Origin of the sequence: Methylomarinum vadi (assembly GCF_000733935.1) — a bacterium.
Lineage (GTDB): Bacteria > Pseudomonadota > Gammaproteobacteria > Methylococcales > Methylomonadaceae > Methylomarinum > Methylomarinum vadi.
Window position 1 is genome coordinate 439435 of the sequence record NZ_JPON01000001.1, and the last position, 24031, is coordinate 463465.

Genomic DNA, 24031 nt, shown 5'->3' on the forward strand with positions numbered 1-24031 from the left:
AAATATTAAGAATGAAACTTTATCTGGATAACTGTTGTTTCAACAGGCCTTTTGACGATCAATCCCAGCTACGAATCAGGCTAGAATCCGAGGCAAAACTAAAGATTCAGGAAGATATCAGAGCTGGCGATCATGAGCTGATATGGTCATATATTCTCGATTATGAAAATAGCAAAAATCCGTTTCAAGAGCGAAAAAGACAAATTTCAAAATGGCGGAACTATGCTAACTTTGATGTGGGCGAGAGCCCGCAGCTTATTGAATTAGCTAAGAGCTTGTTAACGACTGGCGTTAAAAGATTGGATGCCTTACATATTTCCTGCGCGATTTTAGCGAATTCGGACTATTTTTTGACCACTGATGACGGGATCATTAAAAAAGCCGCTACGATACAAGAAGTCAAAATTACCGACCCTATCGGTTTTATAAAAGAGGCAAACATATGATTACCGATACAGAAATAAAGATAAAAGGCTTACAAGTTCTGGCTCAACATCTTGGAGATGTTGAAGCTGAACGTTTTATTGCCTTGATTCAAAGAGAGCCTTTCGATTATACCAAGTGGCATCAACAGCTGGATGAGCCGTTGAGTATCGAAGAAATCAGTCAAAGCGCCATGGCCTTGAGAAATAAAATTGAGCAACAATCAGATTAGCGAGGTTTACATGTTCAAATGGACTGAGATCATAATATGACCGGTTTTCCGCTAGCGATTACCGGAACCGGCATGGTAACCGGAGTCGGTCTCAATGCTCCGGCATCCTGCGCCGCGATCCGGTGTACCATTGACAACTTCCAGGAAACCCGCTTCATGGACAGCGGCGGCGAGTGGATCATGGGCAGCGAAGTCCCATTGGAACAGCCCTGGCGCGGCAAAACCAAACTGATTAAAATGGCCGCGGCCGCTATTAGAGAATGCTTGGAAGAGAACAAGCTAATCGTGCCTGCCAAAACGCCATTGCTGCTCTGTTTGTCCGAGCATGATCGTGTAGGGCGTGTCATCGATGACGACAACCAGTTCTTCCTCGATTTACAGGATGAACTGCAACTTGAATTCCATGAAAAATCCCGCGTTATTGCTCGTGGGCATGTTGCTGTGGCCGTTGCGTTGAAACATGCTAGGCGTTTGATTCAGGAATTAGGTGTCAAACATGTGCTGGTTGCAGCGACGGATAGCCTGCTGGTTGGGCCGACACTGATGCATTATCAAGAACATGAACGGTTGTTGACGAGTCAGAATTCCAACGGATTTGTTCCCGGGGAGGCTGGGGCAGCTTTGGTTATTGAACGGGTTAGTAGTGAGTGTGAAACTCAGTTGATCTGTGTCGGTTTGGGATTTAGTATTGAACAGGCATCTATTTATTCTGAGGAGCCGCTAAAGGCGGATGGTTTAACTGCGGCAATCAAGGAATCGTTGAGCGATGCCGGTGTCGATGAGAATGTCCTTGATTTTAAGGTCGCTGATGTTTCGGGGGAGCTATATCATTTTAAGGAGACTAGTCTCGCATTTAGCCGCATCGACAGAACTCACAGAACCGAGTTTGATATCTGGCATCCCGCAGATTGTGTCGGAGAAATTGGTAGTGCGATAGGGATAGTCATAATCGCCATGATAAAAACGGCTTGTGAAAACGATTATGGTAAAGGGAATACTATTTTGTGCCATCTCGGCAATGACGATGGAAAGCGTTCTTCGATGATAATGACTTGGTTTAATGGAGGCAGTTAATGGCGAATGATGTCTTTGCCAATGGAAGGGAAATATCTTGTAAAAAAGCGGATGGGAAATCTATTTGCGCGTTTCCTGATGTGTGCTTTACACCCCCTGAAAATCCAGCAACGCCGCCTGGAGTTCCTGTCCCTTATCCTAATACCGCATTTGCGAAAGATACTACCTCCGGTAGTAAAAAAGTAAAAATCTCCGGTCAAGAGGTGATGTTAAAAAATAAGTCATATTTTAAGACGTCCACCGGAGATGAGGCCGGATGCGCTGCGAAGAAAGGGGTGATTACAAGCAAAATCAAAGGAAAAGCGTATTTTGTTAGTTGGTCAATGGATGTAAAAGTGGAAGGGGAAAACGTCGTTCGCCATTTGGATATGACGACGCATAATCATGCGAGTCCGATGGCAAATGATAGTGTACCTTGGGCGCACGTTGACCAGATGTATGCGAGTACCGGACAAAAATGCGACAAAATTGTTGCGGAGATACATCCCTATGACAAACGTGACTGCCCACAAGGTAGTCAATCACACCATATTATCGATAATGCTTGTTTTGTCATGGAAGGGGGGAGAAATTTACCGTTATACGCGATCGAAAGTGCGGCAACTGGGCAGCAGAAAAGAAATATTTTTCAGCCGGGATCCGGCCATCCGGCGGAAAAATACGATCAAAACAAAGCTCCGTGTATTTGTCTTGAAGGCCATGCCACAATTGCCGGCACGGAACATAACATAGCTCACGGCCAAACAAGCAGAGCAGCATCAAGAAAATGTACAAGTGACGGAAAATCAAAATTCGGCGATCTTAAATCGGATGGTGCAAAATCGATAAAGAAAGCGAAAGGGCTTGAAGAATGGGAGGCGGAATGTATCGAATTGGTTTTGGAAGCCTATTTTAAGGACTTTGAAGACGATACGGAAGTTGCGGCGCCGGGACAAGATTGTACGGCAACTCATTTTAATAACGGTTCCGGAACAATGTGTCATGCATCGGAGTTGGTATGATCGAGATCAAAATATTTGGAATGAATAAATGAAATTAAACAGTTCTATAAATATGCAGATAAGCAGTGTTGTAGATGCGGGTGATGACAGGCTGTTTTTTCGTGCATTTTCTGATTTAGAATCGGAAGTTCCGAATTTAAATAAAACTTATATTATCGAAAGTTATAACGGAGCTTATAATCTTCTACGCGTTATTGATGAGGAAATAGCCTCATTATCGGTTACGGAAAATGGTGGTTTGTTTGCGATTGGAAAGAACGGCAATATTTATAAATACTCTGAAAACAATTGGCAGGATATAAAGGCACAATTCAAACCGATTGAATATTTGTTCAGATCTATAGTACATAAGGACGTTATCTATTCAGCTTGTACCGGAGGTAGTGTTTTCAGTTTTTCCGATGATGCGTGGGAGAATGTTTGTAGCGATGTTGGCGATGACGATCTTGACCTGATAAGCATATGCCACGGCGCCGATGATTTGCTTTTTGTATGCGGTGAAAATGGAATCCTCGCATCTATTTCTGTTACGGATAACGCATTTAAAGTTATTGGTATTCCAACTAACGCATATCTTTATGACATTAAGAAAATTGATAACGATAATTTAGCAGTTTGCGGCCGTAATGGAACTTTTTTTATCGGAAATGAGCTGGTTTGGCGCGATTTTAGTCGTACAGATTTAAATGTTAGTTTTAGTAGTGTCGAAATATGGCGCGATGAATTATATTTAAGCGCTTCTGATAGAGTATTGCTTTTCCATGATGGAAATTATACGGAATTTAATATTCCTTCGTTAAACTTAATTGGTCTAAAGAATGGCTTATGGAGTATAGCTTTAAAAAAATTACACAAGTTTAACGGCTTGGAGTGGGAAGAGGTTATCGTGGAAATTAATGTGTAATATTGTTTTTAGTTTAAGGCGGAACCATGGATGGGTTCCGTCGAAGATTATGCAAAGAAGGTTATATTTGCTATACCTCATGACTATACAGCAAAAGGAAATATTACAAATGACGTGGTCTAGTCGATAATTGCTGCTTAGATTGGCGGATCACCCTGGCGGGCATCCGCCTTACGAATATGTCGAATTATAGACGTTATCGCGTGCCGGGAGGGACTTACTTTTTTACGGTAAATTTGCTTGAGCGGCGGCAGGATCTTTTGGTGTGACACATTGATGAACTGCGCGAGGCCGTGCGAAGGACCCGAGAGGAGCGGCCGTTTCATATCGATGCCTGGGTAGTGTTGCCCGATCACATGCACTGTGTATGGACATTACAGCCTGGCGATGACGATTTCTCCAATCGCTGGAAATCGATCAAGATTCGTTTCGTACAACCCGTAAGGCGGAACCATGGACGGGTTCCGCCGTAGGTGATGCAGAGAAGGTTTATATTCATTAAACCCCATGATCATGCACCAAGAAAATGCTACAAAAGCTGCGGTTTGGATAATAGTTGATGTTTTGATTGGCGGATCACCCTGGCGGGCATCCGCCTTACGAATATGCCGAATTATAGACGTTATCGCGTGCCGGGAGGTACTTACTTTTTTACGGTAAATTTGCTTGACCGGCGGCAGGATCTTCTGGTGCGACACATTGATGAACTGCGCGAGGCCTTACGCAGGACTCGAGAGGAGCGGCCGTTTTATGTCGATGCCTGGGTGGTATTGCCTGATCATATGCATTGCATATGGACATTACCGCCTGGCGATGACGATTTCTCCAATCGCTGGAAATCGATCAAGATTCGTTTCGTACAAGCCATTCCTTGTACCGAACGGCGAAGCAATGTCCGTGTTACCAAAGGCGAGCGGGGTATATGGCAGCGACGTTTCTGGGAGCATTGTATTCGTGATGAGGCGGACTATGAACATCATGTCAATTATGTGCACTGGAATCCGGTCAAGCATGGTCATGTTAAAAGAGTCGTCGACTGGCCTTTTTCTTCATTCCATCGCTACGTTCGTGCTGGAATATTACCTGTCGATTGGGTTGGCGATGTAGAAGATGAGGGCACCAACTATTATGGCGATTAATAAGGCGGAACCATGGACGGGTTCCGCCAGAGATGTAGCAGAGGTGCTAATATTCATATTTACCCCTACTTACACAGCCATGCAGCCAAGAAAAGATTACTAAATATGCTTGTTTGAAGTTTGATATTTGGATTGGCGGACCACCCTGGCAGCCATCCGCCCGAAAATGCCGGCGTATAGGCGTTGTCGGATGACGGGGGCTACTTATATACTTTGAACATTATCGATTAATCTGGCAAGGGATCGGTTTCTAGCGTTAGAATTGCAAAAACCGTTTTGGGATTGATAGAGAAATGTTATGACAAATCATGCGGAAATTTTCCTTGCCACTTTAAAACCCAAAACACATTCAATAAAACGACTGGAACCCGATAACCCCATACGTATCCTGGTCATAGGGAATTTTGGCGGTCAGCCTCAACAAGCAACCGGCGAGCAGCCGGATAATTATCCGATCAAAAAAATAGACATAGACAACTTCGATCAAGTTCTGGCCAGTCTCAAACCGAAACTGCAGTTGTCATTGGACGACAACCTGCCCGACATCAACATTGAATTCGAAGATCTGGAGGATTTTCATCCCGATAATCTGTTCCGGAAAATCGGTATCTTTGCCCAATTTTCCAGAATTCGGCAAAAGTTAATCAATCCGGCGACGGTCAAGGAAGGGGCGGCGGAATTGCAGGAACTTCTCAATCTTTCCCGTATTGAACAACAAGCTGCAAGTTCGGCCACATCTGTCGAAACCGAAGACGACCAACAAACGCTCGATCGCTTGTTGGGAGAATCTCCGACCGATACTATACAAGCCAGAAGCGAACAGATCGCTCTGGGATATATTAGAGAGGTGATTGCCGAACATATCGTTGAGGACGTTTCTCCGTTTCAGGACATCTATATCAAGGCGGTCGACGATGCGATCGGCGCGTTGATGCGGCAATTACTGCATCATCCGGATTTTCAGAGGTTGGAAGCGGCTTGGCGTTCACTACATCTGCTGGTAACCGGTCTGGAAACGGATGAGACTTTGTCCTTGCATCTGCTGGATATCAGCAAAGATCAATTATGCCGCGATCTTTTGGCAGAGAACCGGGATTTAGCCGACACTGCTTTGTTCAAGCAATTGGTCACGCAGACGGTTAACAGTTACGGAGGTGAGCCGTGGTCGTTGCTGATCGGCAATTATGCTTTTACCAGCAGCGACGACGATTTATCTCTATTGGCTGCAATGGGATGTATCGCCTCCCATGCCGGCGGCCCGTTCCTGGCGGCGGCCGATGCGAATCTGCTCGGTTGCCAGTCATGGCCCGAACAATCGGATTATCACGACTGGATTACAGTCGATGAAAAGTGGCGAAAACTGCGGCAAAGCACAATCGCGCCTTGGATCGGCCTGACATTTCCGCGGGTGCTATTGCGTTTGCCCTATGGCGCCGACACGGACCCGGTCGATAGCTTTCAATTCGAGGAAATGGGTTCAAAAACGGAGCACGAATCCTTTCTTTGGGGCAACGCGGCTTTTCACTGTGCCCTTCTGGTCGGGCAAACATTCAGCGAGCAGGGTTGGGACATGCGGTTGGGCGATTATCTGGAGATTTCCGATCTGCCGGCCTATATCGAACCGCAAGGAGATGAAAGCAGGTTAAAGCCTTGCGCCGAAGCCTGTATCAATGACCATACCATGGAAAAAATACTCGAGGCCGGAATAATGCCGTTTATCAGTCACCGTAACTCGAATAGGATTCGACTGGCCAGATTTCAATCGATTGCGGAGCCGCTGCAGAATCTGCGGGCCGCCTGGAATCGCGCTTAAACGACGGATAAGCCAGCCGTGGTTTGCTTGCGGCAGGCAAAGGCGGTGACTTCTTCCGGCCGCGGTGTCAACCGTTGCCGCGGCGAATACTCGCTACCCGCGTCCGAGGCCGCGCAGGGCAAAGGAATCACGAAACGAGGATCTTGCCAGGCGGAAGGGATTGCAGCCGCTCTTCTGCGGCCGGAACTGAGGTTCAATGTCGGTTCGTTTTCCGCCCAATGGCCGACGTTATACCAAATATGCGGCCCGGGACAATTACCGCGGCTGAGGGTACTGAGTTGACGGTGCGCCAAAATATAGTCGATTTGACCCGCGATCGCGGGAAACTAAACAACCACCCGCTCAAGCGGGTGGGTTCCAATAACGGACTGAAAGTCCGGATACGCGTCGACTAAACGACGCGTCTTAGTCGGGCTCCATCTTGAAATTATCGTTTGGATTAGGTTCAAAGTGATGCTCCAAATATTGCTTTATCATCTCATCAGTCATTTGCCCCACTGTGGCGCAAAAATAACCGCGGGCTCAAAAATGTCGACCCCAATATCGCTTTTTCAAGTGCGGGAACTCTTCGAACAGATAGCTCGAAGTTCGTCCCTTGATTCGCCTCATGATTTCGCTTGGGGCCATAGTCGGCGGCGCACTCACCAAAATGTGCACATGATCTTTGCTCACGACACCTTTGATAATCCGTATCTCAAAGGCTTCGCATGTCTGCCGCACCAAGTCTCTCACTCGTTCGGCTATTTCATCCTTCAGCACTTTATAACGATACTTCGTAACCCAAACAAAATGATACTCAATTTGGTAAACCGTATGGCTGCCGTATCTATAGTCCATCGCCACCTCCTTGGGCAAATTATCGCAGCTAAAGCTGACCGGCTAAAGCCGGTGGTTTAAACCTTATGATGGATAATTAACCAACGTCGTGATCAATTGCCTGCCGGCGCGGATTTGTTCGAGTGTCGGAACATCGCCGTGCGACCGGGTAACCACGGAATTCATACAACGGCTCGGTCTTGACCGGCGGCTCGATTCGTCGGCAAGGTAACCGCGATAGCGGGCGCAATCGAAAGAGTCGTCGTTGAAACAGCCGACGAACTCGATATGCAAACCGTAATCCTTGGCGATGCTGTTCAATCTGGCCTCGAGGTCGCGTAGTTGCAAAACCGTCCCGTTCGGCAACACGGTAAAGTGCGCGATCATGTGGTCGTAGGCGGCGATATTGTTGCCGCGGGCGGATTGGAAAAAACCGGTTTGATGCAGCATGATGCTGTCTATCGCCGCCAGGGGACGGGTGCGCCGGCCGTCGAATATGCTTATCAACTCGCCAGTCCTGGCGCTTCTTTGGTTGCTGATGGTAATGCGGCGGGTGTGCTCGGTTCTGTCGACGACGCCGGTAATCACGGTCATATCGCTATCTCCCGCTTCACACAATCAATAAGGCAATGCAGACAATGAAAAAAATGACCGCAACCCGGAGCCAGGCTTTGATGGCCGGCGTTATTTCATGGTCGTAAAAGAAAAATCTAACGGCCGACAGAAGCGCAAAAAATAGCGCAAAAAGCCCCAGAATGATTATTGCCAGATTCATGACCATTCACCCATGCATTAGATGATGGAAACATAACACATTAAAATAAAGAATACGAAACAATAATGAGTCTCTGCCGTTTTTGGTGTGTCAACGGCAACCGGTACGGTTCAATGCTGGCAATTGGCCTTGGAATAGGGCAGAATCAAGCTCGACATAAACTTATCGTCTAATCACATGCCTGCTGTCATCCCTCATATAATCGATCAACATGCCGAAGAAGCGGCTTTTCTCTGGCTGCTGAGAAATGCGGCGGTTCATGCGCCCCACTATGATGTGGCCGATCTGGCCAAACTTGATGATCGGGTCGAGGCCCATCTGGACGGCTTGCGCATCGCCGCGGATTACGGCTGGCAAGTCGTCAGCGACAATCTGCAGGCGGAGGAGGCGGGAGAAGTATTTACCGCGGCTTTTCTTGCCTTGGAAGGCAATTCGATCGAACGGATCAAGCAAGTTTATGAGACGGTCGAAAAGGTACCGGAAACATTGCCTGGATTGGTGTCGGCATTAGGTTGGGTTGCCCCGCAGAATTTACAAGGCAAGGTCAATGGATTGTTGGTTTCGGACAAGCCGTTATGGCGTCGAGTCGGTATTCGCGCTTGTGCGATACATCGGGTCGATCCGGGAAAATTTCTCGAACAGGCGATCGAGGACGAAGATCTTGCACTAAAAAGTTGTGCGCTCAGGACTGCCGGAGAAATAGGGCGCGTCGACCTGAAACCGCAATTGCTTGCCTTGCTCGACCATGCCGATCAGGCTGTTAGCTTTTGGGCGGCCTGGTCGTCGGTATTGCTGGGAGACAGGGGCGCGGCATTAACGATTCTACGGCGGGATATAGAATCCAACAGTCGTTTTTGCGACAGAGCGATGCAGGCCGCATTGCCGGTTATGGATGGGCAAACCGTAAAAAGCAGCTTGAAGGTCTTGGCGGAAAATCAGGAAACCTTACGACAAGCCATCAAGGGAGTCGGTTTCAGCGGCGATCCGCGCTATGTTCCGTGGTTGATACAACACATGCAAGAGCCTAAATTGGCCCGCGTGGCCGGAGAATCGTTCAGTTTTATCTGCGGCGTCGATTTGGCCTACCAGGATTTGGAGTGCGATTTGCCGGAGGAAGCAGCGGCCGGTCCCAATGAAAATCCCGAGGATGAAAAGGTGGCGCTGGACCCGGACGAGGATCTGCCTTGTCCCGATGCCAATTTGGTTTTACAGTGGTGGCAAGACAATTCCCATCGCTTCAATCCCGAGTATCGTTATATTTACGGCCAGGTAAACTCCGAGCAGCAATGTCAGACGGTTTTGTTTAGTGGTACGCAGAGGCTGCGTCAATTAGCGGCCATGATATTGGCATTACGACAACCTCGGCAAAAAGTTTTCGAAACTCGCGCGCCCGGCAAGAGACAACAAGCGTTGTTAGGCTCGAAACAGTAGATATACCGGAAGTTTTAACGCGTATTGTCCTATAAATGGGGAAGAGGATTGGATGATTAAAGTGAATAAAATTATTGCGGCGACAGCGATTTTCCTGATCGGCAGATTGGCTATTGCTGAAGAAATCGGCCATGTCGATACCAAATTCAAATTGATCGGTCCCGACGACAAAATCGTGGTCGAGGCCTTCGATGATCCCGGCGTGCCGGGCGTGACCTGTTATTTGAGCCGGGCGAAAACCGGCGGACTTTCCGGAGCGGTCGGCGTGGCCGAGGATACCTCGGATGCCTCGATCTCTTGTCATCAGACCGGCCCGATCAATCTGGACCCGAAGATAAAAGACGGCGAGCGGGAAGGGAAGAACGTCTTCCAGAAAAGAACTTCGTTGGTGTTTAAATCAATGCAGGTGGTGCGTTTTTACGACCGAAAACGCAATACCCTGGTTTATCTGGTCTACAGCGATCGGGTTATCGAAGGGTCGCCGAAAAACAGCATCGCTGCGGTGCCGATAGTGCCTTGGCGATAAGATTTGCTTTGCACCACTTTTTGCAAGTTAGGTAGGTAGAGCTTTGTATTTGGCACAAGCTCGATCTGACTTATTTTAGGAGCGCGATTTGCGGCGAAAAGTTGATAAACACCCAATTCGCACCGGGAACGGCGCTCCTAAAGTTGGCATGGAAGCATCACGTTTCTAGGTCTTTTTCGACCTCCAAGACCCGCAGCGTCGTTTTAATCACGGTGTCGGGATTCAGGCTCATCGACTCGATGCCCAGTTTAATCAAGTATTCGGCCATTTCCGGGTAATCGGACGGCGCCTGGCCGCAGATACCGGAATAACGTCCGTTGCGCTTCGCCCCTTCCACGGCCATCCGAATGAAGGTCTTCACGCCTTCGTCGCGCTCGTCGAAATCGAAGGCGACGATTTCCGAATCCCGATCCACGCCCAAGGTCAATTGCGTCAGGTCGTTGGAGCCGATGGAGAAACCGTCGAACAATTCGGCAAAGGCATCGATCAGGATGACGTTATTCGGAATTTCGCACATGACGTAGATTTTCAAGTCGTTCTCGCCCTGTTTCAGGCCGTATTCGGCCATCTTTTCCAATACCCGCTTGCCTTCCTCGACCCTACGGCAAAACGGGATCATCAGGATGACATTGGTCAAGCCCATCTCGTCTCGCACCCGTTTCATCGCCAGGCATTCCAGCGCGAAGCCTTCCTGATAGGCCGGATGGGTGTAGCGGGAGGCACCGCGAAACCCTATCATCGGGTTTTCTTCATTCATTTCGAAGCTGGCACCGCCCAGCAGCGACGCGTACTCGTTGCTTTTAAAATCGGACAGACGCACGACCACGGGCTTCGGATAAAACGCCGCGGCGATCGTGCCGACCCCTTCCGACAGGCGTTGGACGAAATAATCGGCCGGTTTTTTATAACCTAACAGAAGACGCTTGATCTCGAGTTTCTCGGCGTTATTTTCGACCTTGTCGGGATAGAGCAAGGCCATCGGATGCACCTTAATGTATTCGTTGATGATGAATTCCATCCGCGCCAGTCCGACACCGTCATTGGGCAGAAAGCTGCTTTTGAAGGCCAGGTCGGGATTGCCCAGGTTGAGCATGATTTTGGTCTTAGGCCGCTTGAAATCGGCCAAGTCGGTTTGTTCGATGCGGAACGGAATGTCGCCGGAATAGACCTTGCCGGTATCGCCTTCGGCGCAGGAGACGGTGACCTGTTCTCCCGACTTGATCGTTTCCGTCGCGTCGTCGCAACCGATCACCGCCGGAATGCCCAATTCGCGGGCGATGATGGCGGCATGGCAGGTGCGCCCGCCGCGATTGGTGACGATGGCCGCGGCGATCTTCATGATCGGCTCCCAATCCGGCGAGGTTGTGTCGGCCACCAACACCTCGCCGGCGCGGAATTCGGCCAGGTGTTTGGTGCTGGTGATGACATGCGCCTTGCCCTTGGCGATTTTACCGCCGACCGCATGTCCTCTGGCCATGACTTCGCCGCTGCCCTGCAACTGAAAGTCCTCCAACATCATGCCTTGTTTTTGCGAAGCAACCGTTTCCGGCCTAGCCTGGACGATATAGAGTTCGCCGTCCAGACCGTCCTTGGCCCACTCCATGTCCATCGGCCGCTCCTTGCCGGCCGCCTGGCTGTAAAGCTGCTCGATCTTGATGGCGTAGTCGGCCAGTTTCAACACGTCTTCATCCTGCAAGCAAAATCGCTCGCGCTCGCTGGCGGAGGTCACGATATTTTTGGTCGCTTCGCGGGTGTTGCCCTCGTTATAGACCATCTTGATCTTTTTCGCGCCCAGTAGCCGACGCAGCACGCAACGGTGTCCCTTCAGATAAGTCGGTTTGTGCACATAAAATTCGTCCGGATCGACGTTGCCTTGCACCACGTTCTCGCCCAGGCCGTAAGCGCCGGTGATGAAAACGACGTCGCGAAAGCCCGATTCGGTGTCCAGCGAAAACATCACGCCGCTGCTGGCAAGATCGGAGCGGACCATCTTCATGACGCCGATCGACAATGCCACGCTGAAATGATCGAACCCCTGGTCGATGCGGTAATGGATCGCACGATCGGTAAACAAACTGGCGAAACAGCGGCGGCAAGCTTCCAGCAGTTCCGCCGAGCCGTTAACGTTCAAATAGGTATCCTGTTGCCCGGCAAAACTGGCGGTCGGGAGGTCTTCCGCCGTGGCGGAGCTGCGCACGGCCAGGCTCAGTTCGTCGCCGTATTGTTGCTGTAATTGCTGGTAAGCCCGGCAAATTTCATCCTCGAGGTCAGTGGGTAGGCCGGCGGAATAGACGATATCGCGGGCTTTCCGGCCGCAGCGGGCCAGACTGTCCACATTATCGGCTTGGAGTGCGTCCAACGTTTCGCGTAGCGGTTCTAGGCTGTCGGTACTTTCCAGCATGTAGCGGTAGGCTTCCGCGGTAATGGCGAAACCGTTCGGTACCTTAACGCCTTGCGGTATCAGCTTTTGGTACATTTCTCCCAACGAAGCATTTTTGCCGCCTACCAGGGGAATGTCATCGATGCCGATTTCGTTGAAAAAACGGATATATTGATATGCCATACGAGCTGACCTCCAGTTGATTACTGCTTGGAAAGCTGATGATTCCCGAATCGAGACAGGAAACATTCATAAACCAATATTTATTGGTCTTTTAAATGAGTATCTTAGTTCACTCGTCGGGTCAACGCATGAAAAACTTCATGCTTTTTGGCTATCTGTTGCGGTTGAAACGTTCCCCATACGTTCGATTGCCTTCCCGGTAATTTCGTCTATTACTGTTGCCTTCGTTATTTCTAGAGAAATTTCGGTTGGTAACGTGTCGATCATAAGAGCGCCGATCCGAAGAACGTCTCGTTGCCGTAGTCCGGTTGGCATAATGCCGGCGTTGGTCATGGCGGTCTTTGAAGTCGTTCCTGTCGCCGGAGCGCCTCCGCGCAGTATTGTCGCGACGAGAGTCGAAATGGCGATGATTCCAGTCTTTCCGGTCACGGTATTCTTTACGATTGGATGTGCTCGGATAATAATGCCGTTTGACGATGGTTTTGTGGACATGGCCGGGGTTGTTGTAATAAACCGGATAGGAACGGTAAGTCGAATAACCGCTGACTCCTCCACCATATCCACCGCCGTAATATCCGGAATAATAACCGGCATGATGCGCGCAGCCTCCCAGTAGCAATAGCAAGACCGCGAAGATGGGTTTGAATAATCTGTTCATGATGACTACCCTCCTGTATTGTTGAATAACAAGATACGTCAGTCATGCTGAATGGGCGGTGAATTGTCGGTCACTGCACCGATGTTGGTGTAATAGAAAAACGGTTATTTCCTAGCGAAAACCAAGCTGGCGGGAAATACCTTAACAATCAATTGATGGCTCGTGCAGCCGCCATTCGCTAGCGGGTTATCGACTAAAATGCATAAAAGTCATTTCGGTCGAAACAGCCGAATAATCGACTTCTCCAGTTCGACAAGAATAAAAACCGAGGCCGAAACGCTGATGATCATTTTCCAGGTATGCAAATCTATCGCGACCGTTCCGAATAACACTTGCATCGGCTGCCAATAGGTAAATGCCAGTTGAAACAGTCCGAGCAGAATGACCGCCCCCCATAACAGCCGGTTGCCGAATAAACCCTCAGGACTCAATACGGAGTTGTGTAAATACCGGCTGTTGAATACATAAAACATTTCAAAACACACCAAGGTATTTACGGCGACCGTGCGCGCTTCTTCGATCGAGGTTCCCAACGACCGTTCCCACAAAAAAAGACCGAACGTACCGCTCACGATAATCAGCGATACGAATAAAATTCGCCAAATCAAAAATTTAGAAAGTAAAGGCTCGCCCGGTTCTCTGGGCTTGCGTTGCATGATGTTGCGCTCCGGGGGTTCGAATGCCAGCGTCAGCGCCAGGGTCACGGCTGTTATCATATTGACCCACAATATTTGTACCGGCGTGATCGGCAAGATCTTTCCCGTGCTTATTGCCGCTACGATCGTCAAGGCCTCGCCGCCGTTGGTGGGCAGGATGAAAATGATCGACTTTTTCAGGTTGTCGTAAATTCCGCGTCCTTCCTCCACCGCATGCGCTATGGAAACGAAATTGTCGTCCGCGAGCACCATTTCACTCGATTCCTTGGCGACTTCGGTCCCTTTCTTTCCCATCGCCACGCCGACATCGGCGCGTTTCAGGGCAGGAGCGTCATTAACCCCGTCACCGGTCATGGCAACGGTTTGCCCGTCTGCCTGTAGCGCGGTTACCAGGCGCAGCTTGTTCTCCGGACTGGTTCTGGCAAAGACGTCGCTATTTCGGACGGCGCCTGCGAGTTCGGCATCGCTCATGTTGTCGATGTCTTTTCCCGTCAACACCGAGCGGCCGCCGATATTGATTTGAGCGGCGATGGCGGCTGCGGTGACGGCGTGGTCGCCGGTGATCATCTTGACGCGAATACCGGCGTTTTGGCATTCATGCACGGCTTCGATCGCCTCTTTCCGCGGCGGATCGATCATGCCGACAACTCCGAGTAACGTCAGCCCGGTTTCGATATCTTCGTATTTGAGTTGACTCATTCCGGTATTCTCCGCCTTGAAGGCGACCGCCAATAGCCGTTGACCGCTATCGGCCATGGTATGCATGGCTTCGTGCCATTGTTGTACGCTGATCGGCTGGTCTTCGCCATTGTCGCGTTGCAAAGTGCACATGGCCAACACGCGTTCCGGAGCCCCTTTGACGAAGATAAAAGCATGCCCGCTATGGTCGTGATGCAGGCTGGCCATGTAGCGGTGTTCCGATTCGAACGGAATGATGTCGATCCGCGGCATTTCCTGCTTAAGTAGATCCGGGTCCAGCATCGCTTTACGGGCCAGCGTCAAGAGAGCGCCTTCGGTGGGGTCGCCGTGAACAAGCCAATTGCCGTTTTTTTGCTCCAGTCCGGCGTTATTGCACAACGCGCCCGCCCTTATCAACTCGATCAATTGAGGATGGTCGTCCAGCGTGATCGATTGATTTTCCAGCTCGAAGCAGCCGTGAGGATCGTAGCCCACGCCTTCGACGCCATATCGTTTGCCGTTCGCGAACACCGATCCGACAGTCATTTCGTTGCAGGTCAACGTGCCGGTTTTATCCGAACAAATTACCGTAACCGAGCCCAGCGTCTCGACTGCGGGCAGGCGGCGGATAATGGCGTTGCGCTTGGCCATGCGCTGTACGCCGATAGCCAGCGTGATTGTCATGATTGCCGGGAGTCCTTCCGGAATGGCGGCTACGGCTAGTCCTACCGCGGACATGAATAAATCGGTCAGCGAGGAGTGTTGAACATACCAGCCATAGGCAAAGGTGGTCGCGGCCAGCGTGATGATGGCGACGGTCAGCCAACGGCTGAAGCGAGTTATCTGCCTTAGCAACGGGGTGGTCAGCGGCGTAACGGCGCGCAACATCGAACTGATACGGCCGATTTCGGTACTGTCGCCGGTCGCGACCACGATGCCGGTCGCCGTGCCGTAGGTGACGAATGTCCCTGAATAGGCCATGCAGAAACGGTCGCCTAAGGCTGCGTTGCTATCGATCGCCTTCATGTTTTTCTCGACCGGCAAGGATTCACCGGTCAACATCGATTCGTCGACCCGCAGGTTTTTTACCGCCAGCAGGCGCAGGTCGGCAGGGACCTTGTCGCCGCTTTCTATCGTGACGATATCGCCGGGCACTAGTTCCTCCGCTGGAATGAGAACGTTTTTGTCGTCCCGCCGCACCATCGCCTGATGGGTAAGCAGGTTGCGAATCGCATCGAGCGCCTTTTCGGCCTTGCCTTCCTGCACAAAACCGATTAAAGCGTTTATCAAGACCACACCGACAATGACGCCGCTGTCTATCCAGTGTTCGATCGCCGCCGTGATGACTCCGGCAAGCAGCAATACATAGATCAGCAGATTGTGAAATTGACTGAAAAAACGTTTGATCGGGCCGCGGCTCGTCATCGCGGTCAACTGATTCGGGCCGAATCGTTGCAGACGATGTTGGGCCTCGCGGCCGTTCAATCCCTGTTCCGTGCAGTCCAGAGCCTGGCAAACTTTTTCGATTGTGAAGGCATGCCATGGGCGTTGATGAGTTCGATTATGTGTTTTCATAATGTAGCGAGGGCGGATCAAAAATTTGACCATAATATCCATGCAGCCCGGAAATCAAGTTTTTTCAAATTGAGGACAAATTTGCCCGGCTGATGTAGAGTTGTTTTCGACATTGGTCTTTTCCCGATACCTTTGACGATGTGGAATGTCTGCAGTGAATTTGCAAAGTCAGCAAGGTGGCGGACGGAAAATGGCGGCATTGCAAAGATTTTTTATCCGGCCAGTTGCAGGACCAACAATCCCAGGCAGGCCAAGAAGCTGAACAGGGGAACGAGGAAGGGGGCACTGAAATGGTTGGCGCGATTAATTGTATCCCGCATTTTTATCAGACACAGGCTAAGGCTGATCAGGGCGAAGATCGTCAGAATGACAAAACTGGTCATTTTGGCCAGTTCTGCGATTGGCAGCCATAGCGCCATTAATAGCAGGATGATGGCGAAAAACACCGTGGCGATGACCGGTGTGCGAGTGGCGCGGTTGATGTTGCCGAAAAGCTTCGGCGCCACGCCTTTTTCGGCCATGCCGAACAATACCCTGGAACCCATGACGATTTGCACCAATGCGCCGTTCAAGATCGCAATCAGGCTGATCAGGCTGATGATGGCGGGCGGAATGTCGCTGTTGGTTTTCAGGATCAGTGCGAACGGCGCCTTGTGCTCGGCTAATTGCGGAATCGGCAAGGTCAAGACGGCTACCAGGGCAATCAAAATATAAAACAAGGTCGTGATGAGCAGGGCTAGTAAAATGGCCGGCGGCAGGGTCTTTTCTGGCTCGATGACTTCCTCGGCGACGTTGACCATGTCCTCGAAGCCGATGAAGGCGTAAAAGGCCAGAAAGGCGCCGAAAATGATATTTTGCCAAACCGGCCAGGAAAGAGGCGGCACTATGTTGGGCCACTGATCGATAAGCGATGGCAATGAACTGCGGCTGACGAACAAAACCAACACGATGCCGCCGATTTCGATTAGGGTCACCAGACTCGCCACCGTGACCGACAAGGAGATGCCGATGATGGCGATCGCGCTGATAAACAATACGAAACCTGTGATGGCCAGGCTTTCGGGAATGACCAAAAATTCAGTGAGATAACCGAAAAAACCGCGTGCCATGACCCCGGAAGAAACGATGCCGGTGAAAACGATACCCCAGCCGACCAACGCGGTCAGCGATCGAGAATGGAATGCCTGGCTGACATAAACGGCTTCGCCGGCGCTTTTGGGATAGCGGCTGGATAATTCGGCGTAAGTGAATGCGACCAACGCCGCGATCATGGCCGAGAGCAGAAACGAAAATGGCGCGAATTGCCCGCTGAGCGCGGCGATTTCGCCGATTAGCGCATAAATGCCCGCGCCCAGAATCGTTCCTGTCCCGTAGAAGACCAGCAAGGGCAGGGTGATCGCTCTTTTTAACGTCGTTTTCTGCGCCATAACGACGTTATTCGTTATTCCTCGAGGGCGATTTCCCCCTCCACGCAATGCTTGACGATGAGATCGGGTAATTCGAGCGTCATTTTTACTTCCAAGGTTTCGTCGCCTTGCAAGCGGCCCGACTCAACGGCTTTCATGATGGCGTGTTCGATTTCCCGTTGCGACGAAACGCCGACTTGCTTGAGAAATCTTCTGATCTGCATATTCAATACGTCTTCGTTCATGGTAACCTCCACATTGAGTAATCGGTTCAATCGAATCATACGCTTTTAATCAGTATCGTGCCGCAATTAACTGCACTACCAATTTTTTCAACTCAGTGACATTTTAATGCAGGAGGAGCGATGGTCCGGGAAAGCCAGAGCGATGAAAAACCAATTCCATTATTCAAGAACAAGCATTTGCCGCGAGAACGAAAGTTGTCGCCGCGGGGCAGGCAGGCTCAACGTCTGATCAAGCATTATACGGTGATAGCCGGAGGAACGGGCTTCATTCCGGTTCCGTTGGCCGGTCAGGTTGCGGTCGGCGCTTTGTTGGTTAAACTGCTCAGCGACTTATGCAAGCTTTACGGCGTATCGTTCTCGGACCACCAAATCAAAATAACCGTCACCGCCATCCTTGGCGGCGCACATGCCGAGTGGCTCAATCATTATTTGTTGAAATATATTCGGGGCTATACTCCGGGCCTCTATTCCGCGGGGTCCTTGTTGTTGCGTCCGGCCGTTTCCGGTTTCCTGGTGTATTACATAGGCAAGCTGTTTCTCGGCCATTTCGAATCCGGTGCCTGGGTTCGAGTCAAGGAACAAGGGCTCAAACAATTTCGTTAACCGCTCCGTAACTATGTGCCCGGCTTACGCAGCATTTTACGGACTTCGCCCAGATGGGCCTCTTCCAGTGCAATCAGACGCCGGGCGTATTCCTCCAACATGACGTCGCGGTCGCTGACCAGTTGCAACAACTTCTTATATTCATTCAGGGCCAACTTTTCATGTTCCAGCGATTCGTTGAGAATATCGCCTATATCGTGGCGATGCGTTTCCAACAACGGTCCGATGCCAAGGGAGGGATGCCCGCCTAAATGGGTAATCATTTCTCCCGCCTCGTTGGCATGATTGAGCGATTCGGTCGCCTGGCCCCGCATCCACGAGACGATCGGAATCCGGCTGTAACCGAATACCATTAACGCGTAATGGGTATAACGGACCACTCCGGCCAATTCCGTTTCCATGATATTGTTCAATACCGTGATGACGGCATCTTGGTCGATTTCATTGCTTGTCATGGCTACCTCCTAGAAAGGGTTGTGGTTGCTGGTTTTCCTATTGGCTCGAGTCATCAGGAAAGCCGGATATAGCTTAAGGCAGCTTCTAATAATTCAAAATTTGGCTATTTCGATGTGTGTAAGTTACTGAAAATGTTGGATGGCCAAATTCGCATAACGTTTTTTTTAGATGCTTCCTTAATTGTTTAGTCTGCCGCTACGGCGCAAGCGGCGTTCGACTGTCTGGCGATACAATTTGGAACAGAGCGGACGGATCATTGGCAATGCGATCAGCCAAGCCAGCGGGCGCAGCAGCGGAACCTTGCGCATTAACAGAATATAGGCATCCAGTTCGGAGACAACGCGTCCATCTTTGTCCTTGACATGCAGTTCCTGCAAGGCCTTGTCCGGATCGATGCCCAATTGACGCAGCTTCTGTTCCTGGCCGGTGATGTCGACCCAGCACACGTCGCCGCCGGCGATGCCGGCCAGCTTTTCGTAGCTTGTCCGGTCCCGAACGCAGCGCGGGCAGGCGCCGTCGTAATAAACGCAGATTTTGCCATTCGCCTGATTCATGCCATTGCCTGTATCGTGGAATTGATCATGGCCCTATTAGCTGAAGACAACCGTTGCCACGCATCGTTCAGTCGGACTTGCCAATGACACGCCGAAAATCAGCCAGCCAATCGTCAAATGGACAGACATAATTGTAGCCGCACACCGTTTTTAAAGGCCTCTGCCGAACAATTTTGAAGATCGCGTCGGCGCCTTGTCTGGTTTCCAGCTCGGGGCCATACGGATTCAAACGCATGTCAGGTCCAGGCGGAAAGGCATAGTCGCAAATGAACAACACTTCCCGGTAAATATACAGCGTAAAGCCGGGCGTATGGCCGCCGATGTGATAGGCCAAGACCTCGTTAAATACGAAATCATGCTCGAATCGTTTATCGATGGGAAAAGAGGTTGCGAGTGGGTTTTCGGCATCCAGGGCATGCAGATACACCTTAGCATGCCACAATGCGCGATATTGGTTGGAGGCCCCGAGAAAATGCGGGTGGGTAAACAGGATGGCCTGCACCGGTTCCAGCGTGCGATTATAGGCAGAAGGGCAATCGATCCATACCGCACTCTGTTCCAGGTCGACACGATAGGCGGCATGTTCCAAACCTAGTTTCGGTTCGGAAAGCAATTGCGTCACGTCGTCGGTGACCCGGTGAGCGGTCACGCGGTAAATTCGTTCCGCTTCCTCCCAACTGACGAACTGGTCGTGTCGCGCACCGCAAAATGGACAGAATTCCGGCGCTTCGCCGATCATGTTATAGCCGCAGGTTTTACAGACCCATTGTTGCATACCCGTACCCCCGATGAAGTTGTTATTGTTGCCGGCGCTCTTTATCCAGATCGAACTGCATAAAAAATTGCCCGGAACCACTGGGAACATCTCGCTGATAGTAAAGCGAGGACAGCTTCATATCGCCGGTATCCAACAAAGGTGGCCCCGTTAGCAGGGTGCGAAAATCCAGCCCTCCGATCAACTGATGGGTGACGGTTAAATAAAAACGGTCCAATTGCCTCTCCCTGACCACGGTGTCCAACATCCTGGGGCCGGCAATCAAATAAATGCTGCGGTACCCCAGTTCCCGCAATTGTTCGATTAATGCTCCTCCCTGGACCATGCGGTCTTCGCCCGTTATCAACAGGCGGTAGCCCTGATTTTGCCAGTGGCGAATAAGGTCCCTATCGGCATTCCGGCCGGTGGCGATATAGATTGGCTGGCGATTTTCGGCAAGACTGGGATGCATCGGAAAATTCAGGCTGGCACTGGCGATGACGACCGCCGGTTGCGGCGGCAAACCGTTTTCAAGCCGCCAATTCGCGAATTCGGCATTGCCGACTTGAAGTATATTGCCCAAACGTTTTTCACCGAGGGCGCGCATATAACCGCCGTGCGTAATCAAGCAATCGGCCTGGGCATGCAACTCCATGAACAAGCGCAAGTCCGAAGGAGAGGTGATGTGTTCGGGAATAAAGGGCGGCGCATTCCTTGCCGCGTCTTCCAGGGCGATACGCCCATCCAGGCTAGAAAGAAAATTGGCATAGACGAAAGGTTCGGCCGGGCTGCCGAGATTATTGAGGTGCAAGGCGAGATAAAGGCCGCGCAGGGAGACGCTTTCGCTATAGTCGGGATAAAGCCGCAGAAGCGTTTTCGTCATGACCAAGACCTCGATTGTTTCAGTGAAAGTTTCACCCAGTGGTCAGATTACCCCGAAATTATGCCGCAGACAATTTTCCCTGTCGTAATGACCAATACTACTTGATAAATCGAAAATCAAGGTAACCGTTTTGCACAGTCATTTTATTGCCTTATTTAGCGGTTTGCGCTGGACCAAACGTTAGGGGTTGATACGCAAGGCCTATTGAAGAAAAGGTCATGAAATATTCCAGGGAAGTGGCAGTGATCAAAAATCGCCATTGCGACGTTCCAGCAGTGGATTAATCCATCGATATCTTCGTTGCGGGTTAAAGAATGTCGTTGGACAAATTGATGCGTAAAAAAGCATCAGAACCCAGGCAAAAAGGACAAGAGTGACAATGACGCAGGCATGTCCAAGGGATAGGTTGGACACGCCGCGCTTTAGTAATTAACGGCCGATGACTTCCCGTCCGCCCAGATAAGGTCTTAACGCTTCCGGAACGGTGATGCTGCCGTCTTCGTTTTGGTAGTTTTCCAATACGGCGATCAGCGTGCGGCCGGCGGCCAGGCCGGAGCCGTTCAGGGTATGCACCAGTTCCGGTTTGCCGGTTTCCGGGTTGCGCCAGCGGGCCTGCATCCGGCGCGCCTGGAAGTCGCGGAAATTGCTGCACGAGGAAATCTCGCGGTATTTGTTTTGACCCGGCAGCCAGACTTCCAGGTCGTAAGTCTTGGCCGAGGAGAAGCCGGTGTCGCCGGCGCACAGCACGACCTTGCGGTAAGGCAATTTCAGCTTTTTCAGGATGTTCTCGGCGTGGGCGGTCAGTTCCTCGTGCGCCTGCACAGATTCCTCCGGCTTGACGATTTGCACCAGTTCGACTTTCTCGAATTGGTGCTGCCGGATCATGCCGCGCACGTCGCTGCCGTAAGCGCCGGCTTCGCTGCGGAAGCAAGGGGTGTGGCAAACGAATTTCAATGGCATGTCCTTGGCGTCGACGATCACGTCGCGAACGATATTGGTGACCGGCACTTCGGCGGTCGGAATCAGGTAAAACGCCGGATCGTTGTCGACCTTGAACAGGTCTTCCTCGAATTTCGGCAATTGTCCGGTGCCGCGCAGGCTGTGGGCATTGGCCAGAAACGGCACATAGGTTTCCTGGTAACCGTGTTCGTTGATATGGGTGTCCAGCATCAATTGAATGATCGCGCGTTGCAAGCTGGCCAACGCCCCTTTCAAGACGACGAAACGGGCGCTGGCGATTTTCGCGCCCAGCTCGAAATCCATGCCTTGCAGTCCCTCGCCCAGTTCGACATGGTCTTTCGGCTCGAAGCCGAACTGCGGTAATTCGCCCCAGCGGCTGATTTCGATATTGTCTTCGTCGCTTTTGCCGTTCGGCACGCTTTCGTCCAAGATATTGGGAATGCCTTCCAGAATAGCCGTCATCTTGCCTTGGATTTCGGCCAGCTCGCTTTCGGCGGCTTTCAGTTCGTCGCCCAGATGTTGCACCTGATCCAGCAACGGCTGGATATCTTCGCCACGGGCCTTGGCCTGGCCGATGGATTTGGAACGGGTGTTGCGTTCGTTCTGCAGTTCCTGGGTTTTGACCTGGATTTCTTTGCGTCTCGACTCCAGCTCTTCGTAGGCCGCTGAATCAAAGTCAAAGGCGCGTCTGGCCAGCTGTTGTTTGACTAAATCGATATCAGTTCTGAATAAGCGGGGATCTAACATGTTTTATGGTTACCTGATTAATAATTGATGGATAATTGACTTTGTTTGGCTGCTGGCCAAATTAAATTGATTGAACTCGGCGGAGCATTAGCCGTGTGACTTCGCTGTATTTGAGGCGCGCCGAAAAATATGACAATCACGTCACGATTGTTCGATGTGCGCCTGGGCGGGCCAGCTGATGATATGCTTTAGTTCGAGCCGGTTTTTCAGTTTTTCGATCGCTTTCATCACTTTGTCCGTCTCGTCGTAAAATTCGACGATGAGCGGTAATTCTAATGACAAGTTCAGCAGTGTCGATGTATGAATCTCTTTGGAGACGCCAAAGCCGGCGATGCCTCTGGTGACGGTTGCGCCGAGAATATTTTCCTCGTCGCGCAAAATATCGAGCACCTGGTTCAAATGGTCATGCCCTTCCAGTGTGTAGACGCGGGCTATCGTGATTTCTTGATTCATATTTGTTTCCCCGCCAGTAGACCCAACCATAGCGCAAGCCCGCACACCATGACGTTACTCATGAAGATGCCCAGCATGGCGCTTAAATGCGATTCAAACGAATGTCCGCTTTCGATCAGATAAAGAATCAAATAGAGGCTGGACAAAGTAATGAAAATGCCGACCATAACCGTAACCAAGGCGGCGCGGTATTCCAAAGAAATATCGATTTTATGCATTAATATCGTGCTGACGATGCCGATGATAAACGCGCCTATGGCGTTGACCAAAACCAGCGCGTATGGGAAAACCCAGCCCATCCAACGGACCACTCCACCCGAGTACATGAACAGCGTGCGGCCTAGTAACAATCCGATCCACACGGCAAAAACACAGGCAAAAACGCTGGCCACAATATTCAACGTGGCTTTCAACAGGTTTCCTTGTTCGATTAGATAGAGAGTTTCCAAAGAGAAGGTAGAGAACGTTGTGAAAGCGCCAAAAACGCCGACTAAAATTGCCGCACGGTATTCCAGGGAAATGGCGATGCGCTGCAATATCAGAGACTCCGTCATCAGGCCGATCAAGAATGAACCGATGATATTTACCGTCAGCGTGCCATAGGGAAAACCTCGCCCAAGCCACTGGTAAACCCCGTTGGAAACCAAAAACCTTAATGCCGCGCCGATGGCGCCGCCGAAAGCGACCGCGAATAACTGATTCATGT

General features: G+C 50.8%; 24 protein-coding genes and 1 pseudogene. 10 read left to right on the forward strand and 15 right to left on the reverse strand.

The annotated features are described in order from the left end of the window. Window positions 1–11 precede the first annotated feature (11 nt). The 7 genes from EP25_RS0102275 to EP25_RS0102305 all read left to right on the forward strand — a co-directional run bounded on the left by EP25_RS0102275 (window position 12) and on the right by EP25_RS0102305 (window position 6586). Window positions 12–446 (forward strand): PIN domain-containing protein, encoded by a 435-nt coding sequence (locus tag EP25_RS0102275; protein ID WP_031432416.1) that lies wholly within the window; start codon window positions 12–14, stop codon window positions 444–446. Continuing rightward, window positions 443–655: a hypothetical protein gene (locus EP25_RS0102280; RefSeq protein WP_031432417.1), complete on the forward strand. Its 213-nt coding sequence runs from the start codon at window positions 443–445 to the stop codon at window positions 653–655. Before EP25_RS0102275 ends, EP25_RS0102280 begins: the two co-directional genes overlap by 4 nt. A 36-nt stretch (window positions 656–691) precedes the next feature. Further along, window positions 692–1729, forward strand: a complete 1038-nt coding sequence (locus tag EP25_RS0102285; RefSeq protein ID WP_031432418.1) for a 3-oxoacyl-ACP synthase — start codon at window positions 692–694, stop codon at window positions 1727–1729. Next, window positions 1729–2730 carry a PAAR-like domain-containing protein gene (locus EP25_RS24120; protein ID WP_051906334.1) on the forward strand — a complete coding sequence of 334 codons (1002 nt, stop codon included), beginning with the start codon at window positions 1729–1731 and terminating at the stop codon, window positions 2728–2730. Before EP25_RS0102285 ends, EP25_RS24120 begins: the two co-directional genes overlap by 1 nt. Window positions 2731–2758: 28 nt before the next feature. Then, window positions 2759–3634: a beta propeller repeat protein gene (locus EP25_RS0102295; protein ID WP_031432420.1), complete on the forward strand. Its 876-nt coding sequence runs from the start codon at window positions 2759–2761 to the stop codon at window positions 3632–3634. Between the two features lie 605 nt (window positions 3635–4239). Further along, window positions 4240–4773 carry an REP-associated tyrosine transposase gene (locus EP25_RS0102300; protein ID WP_031432421.1) on the forward strand — a complete coding sequence of 178 codons (534 nt, stop codon included), beginning with the start codon at window positions 4240–4242 and terminating at the stop codon, window positions 4771–4773. A gap of 298 nt (window positions 4774–5071) precedes the next feature. Beyond that, a complete protein-coding gene (locus tag EP25_RS0102305; RefSeq protein WP_031432422.1) occupies window positions 5072–6586 on the forward strand; it encodes a type VI secretion system contractile sheath domain-containing protein in 1515 nt (504 codons plus the stop codon). Here EP25_RS0102305 and EP25_RS0102310 read toward each other — a convergent pair. The 3 genes and pseudogenes from EP25_RS0102310 to EP25_RS0102325 all read right to left on the reverse strand — a co-directional run bounded on the left by EP25_RS0102310 (window position 6583) and on the right by EP25_RS0102325 (window position 7996). Beyond that, the gene (locus tag EP25_RS0102310; RefSeq protein ID WP_031432423.1) at window positions 6583–6879 is read right to left on the reverse strand and encodes a hypothetical protein; all 297 of its coding nucleotides are present in this window, start codon (window positions 6877–6879) and stop codon (window positions 6583–6585) included. The two genes, EP25_RS0102305 and EP25_RS0102310, sit on opposite strands and share 4 nt — an antisense overlap. A gap of 112 nt (window positions 6880–6991) precedes the next feature. Then, window positions 6992–7423, reverse strand: a pseudogene (gene tnpA / locus EP25_RS21640) (IS200/IS605 family transposase). A gap of 63 nt (window positions 7424–7486) precedes the next feature. After that, complete coding sequence (locus tag EP25_RS0102325) at window positions 7487–7996, reverse strand: peptidoglycan recognition protein family protein (protein ID WP_031432425.1); 510 nt, start codon at window positions 7994–7996, stop codon at window positions 7487–7489. A 358-nt stretch (window positions 7997–8354) separates the two neighbouring features. Here EP25_RS0102325 and EP25_RS0102335 point away from each other — a divergent pair, with 358 nt between their 5' ends. After that, window positions 8355–9608 (forward strand): TIGR02270 family protein, encoded by a 1254-nt coding sequence (locus EP25_RS0102335; protein WP_031432426.1) that lies wholly within the window; start codon window positions 8355–8357, stop codon window positions 9606–9608. 52 nt (window positions 9609–9660) lie between these two features. Next, window positions 9661–10134: a protein CreA gene (gene creA, locus EP25_RS0102340; protein ID WP_152555576.1), complete on the forward strand. Its 474-nt coding sequence runs from the start codon at window positions 9661–9663 to the stop codon at window positions 10132–10134. A 157-nt stretch (window positions 10135–10291) separates the two neighbouring features. Here the strand turns inward: creA and ppsA are convergent, their stop codons facing one another. From ppsA to EP25_RS0102365, 5 genes are all read right to left on the reverse strand, one after another. Beyond that, a complete protein-coding gene (ppsA, locus tag EP25_RS0102345; RefSeq protein ID WP_031432428.1) occupies window positions 10292–12697 on the reverse strand; it encodes a phosphoenolpyruvate synthase in 2406 nt (801 codons plus the stop codon). Between the two features lie 151 nt (window positions 12698–12848). Then, window positions 12849–13355, reverse strand: a complete 507-nt coding sequence (locus EP25_RS0102350; protein ID WP_031432429.1) for a hypothetical protein — start codon at window positions 13353–13355, stop codon at window positions 12849–12851. Between the two features lie 209 nt (window positions 13356–13564). Next, complete coding sequence (locus EP25_RS0102355; RefSeq protein WP_031432430.1) at window positions 13565–16264, reverse strand: cation-transporting P-type ATPase; 2700 nt, start codon at window positions 16262–16264, stop codon at window positions 13565–13567. A 212-nt stretch (window positions 16265–16476) separates the two neighbouring features. Further along, window positions 16477–17691 (reverse strand): APC family permease, encoded by a 1215-nt coding sequence (locus EP25_RS0102360; RefSeq protein WP_031432431.1) that lies wholly within the window; start codon window positions 17689–17691, stop codon window positions 16477–16479. A gap of 14 nt (window positions 17692–17705) precedes the next feature. Continuing rightward, window positions 17706–17915 carry a DUF6494 family protein gene (locus EP25_RS0102365; RefSeq protein WP_031432432.1) on the reverse strand — a complete coding sequence of 70 codons (210 nt, stop codon included), beginning with the start codon at window positions 17913–17915 and terminating at the stop codon, window positions 17706–17708. Window positions 17916–18035: 120 nt separating this feature from the next. Between EP25_RS0102365 and EP25_RS0102370 the strand changes: the two genes are divergently transcribed. Beyond that, complete coding sequence (locus tag EP25_RS0102370) at window positions 18036–18518, forward strand: DUF697 domain-containing protein (protein ID WP_031432433.1); 483 nt, start codon at window positions 18036–18038, stop codon at window positions 18516–18518. A gap of 11 nt (window positions 18519–18529) precedes the next feature. Here the strand turns inward: EP25_RS0102370 and EP25_RS0102375 are convergent, their stop codons facing one another. The 7 genes from EP25_RS0102375 to crcB all read right to left on the reverse strand — a co-directional run bounded on the left by EP25_RS0102375 (window position 18530) and on the right by crcB (window position 24029). Beyond that, a complete protein-coding gene (locus EP25_RS0102375; RefSeq protein WP_031432434.1) occupies window positions 18530–18973 on the reverse strand; it encodes a ferritin-like domain-containing protein in 444 nt (147 codons plus the stop codon). A gap of 177 nt (window positions 18974–19150) precedes the next feature. Next, window positions 19151–19528 (reverse strand): thiol-disulfide oxidoreductase DCC family protein, encoded by a 378-nt coding sequence (locus EP25_RS0102380; protein WP_031432435.1) that lies wholly within the window; start codon window positions 19526–19528, stop codon window positions 19151–19153. Window positions 19529–19595: 67 nt separating this feature from the next. Then, window positions 19596–20303 carry an MBL fold metallo-hydrolase gene (locus tag EP25_RS0102385; protein WP_031432436.1) on the reverse strand — a complete coding sequence of 236 codons (708 nt, stop codon included), beginning with the start codon at window positions 20301–20303 and terminating at the stop codon, window positions 19596–19598. A gap of 22 nt (window positions 20304–20325) precedes the next feature. After that, complete coding sequence (locus EP25_RS0102390; protein WP_031432437.1) at window positions 20326–21165, reverse strand: RibD family protein; 840 nt, start codon at window positions 21163–21165, stop codon at window positions 20326–20328. Window positions 21166–21594: 429 nt separating this feature from the next. After that, window positions 21595–22872, reverse strand: coding sequence for a serine--tRNA ligase (serS, locus tag EP25_RS0102395; RefSeq protein WP_031432438.1), 1278 nt, complete (start codon window positions 22870–22872; stop codon window positions 21595–21597). A gap of 141 nt (window positions 22873–23013) precedes the next feature. Continuing rightward, window positions 23014–23325 (reverse strand): DUF190 domain-containing protein, encoded by a 312-nt coding sequence (locus EP25_RS0102400; RefSeq protein ID WP_031432439.1) that lies wholly within the window; start codon window positions 23323–23325, stop codon window positions 23014–23016. Then, a complete protein-coding gene (gene crcB, locus EP25_RS0102405) occupies window positions 23322–24029 on the reverse strand; it encodes a fluoride efflux transporter CrcB (RefSeq protein ID WP_031432440.1) in 708 nt (235 codons plus the stop codon). The genes EP25_RS0102400 and crcB overlap by 4 nt, the downstream gene beginning before the upstream one ends. Window positions 24030–24031 lie beyond the last annotated feature (2 nt).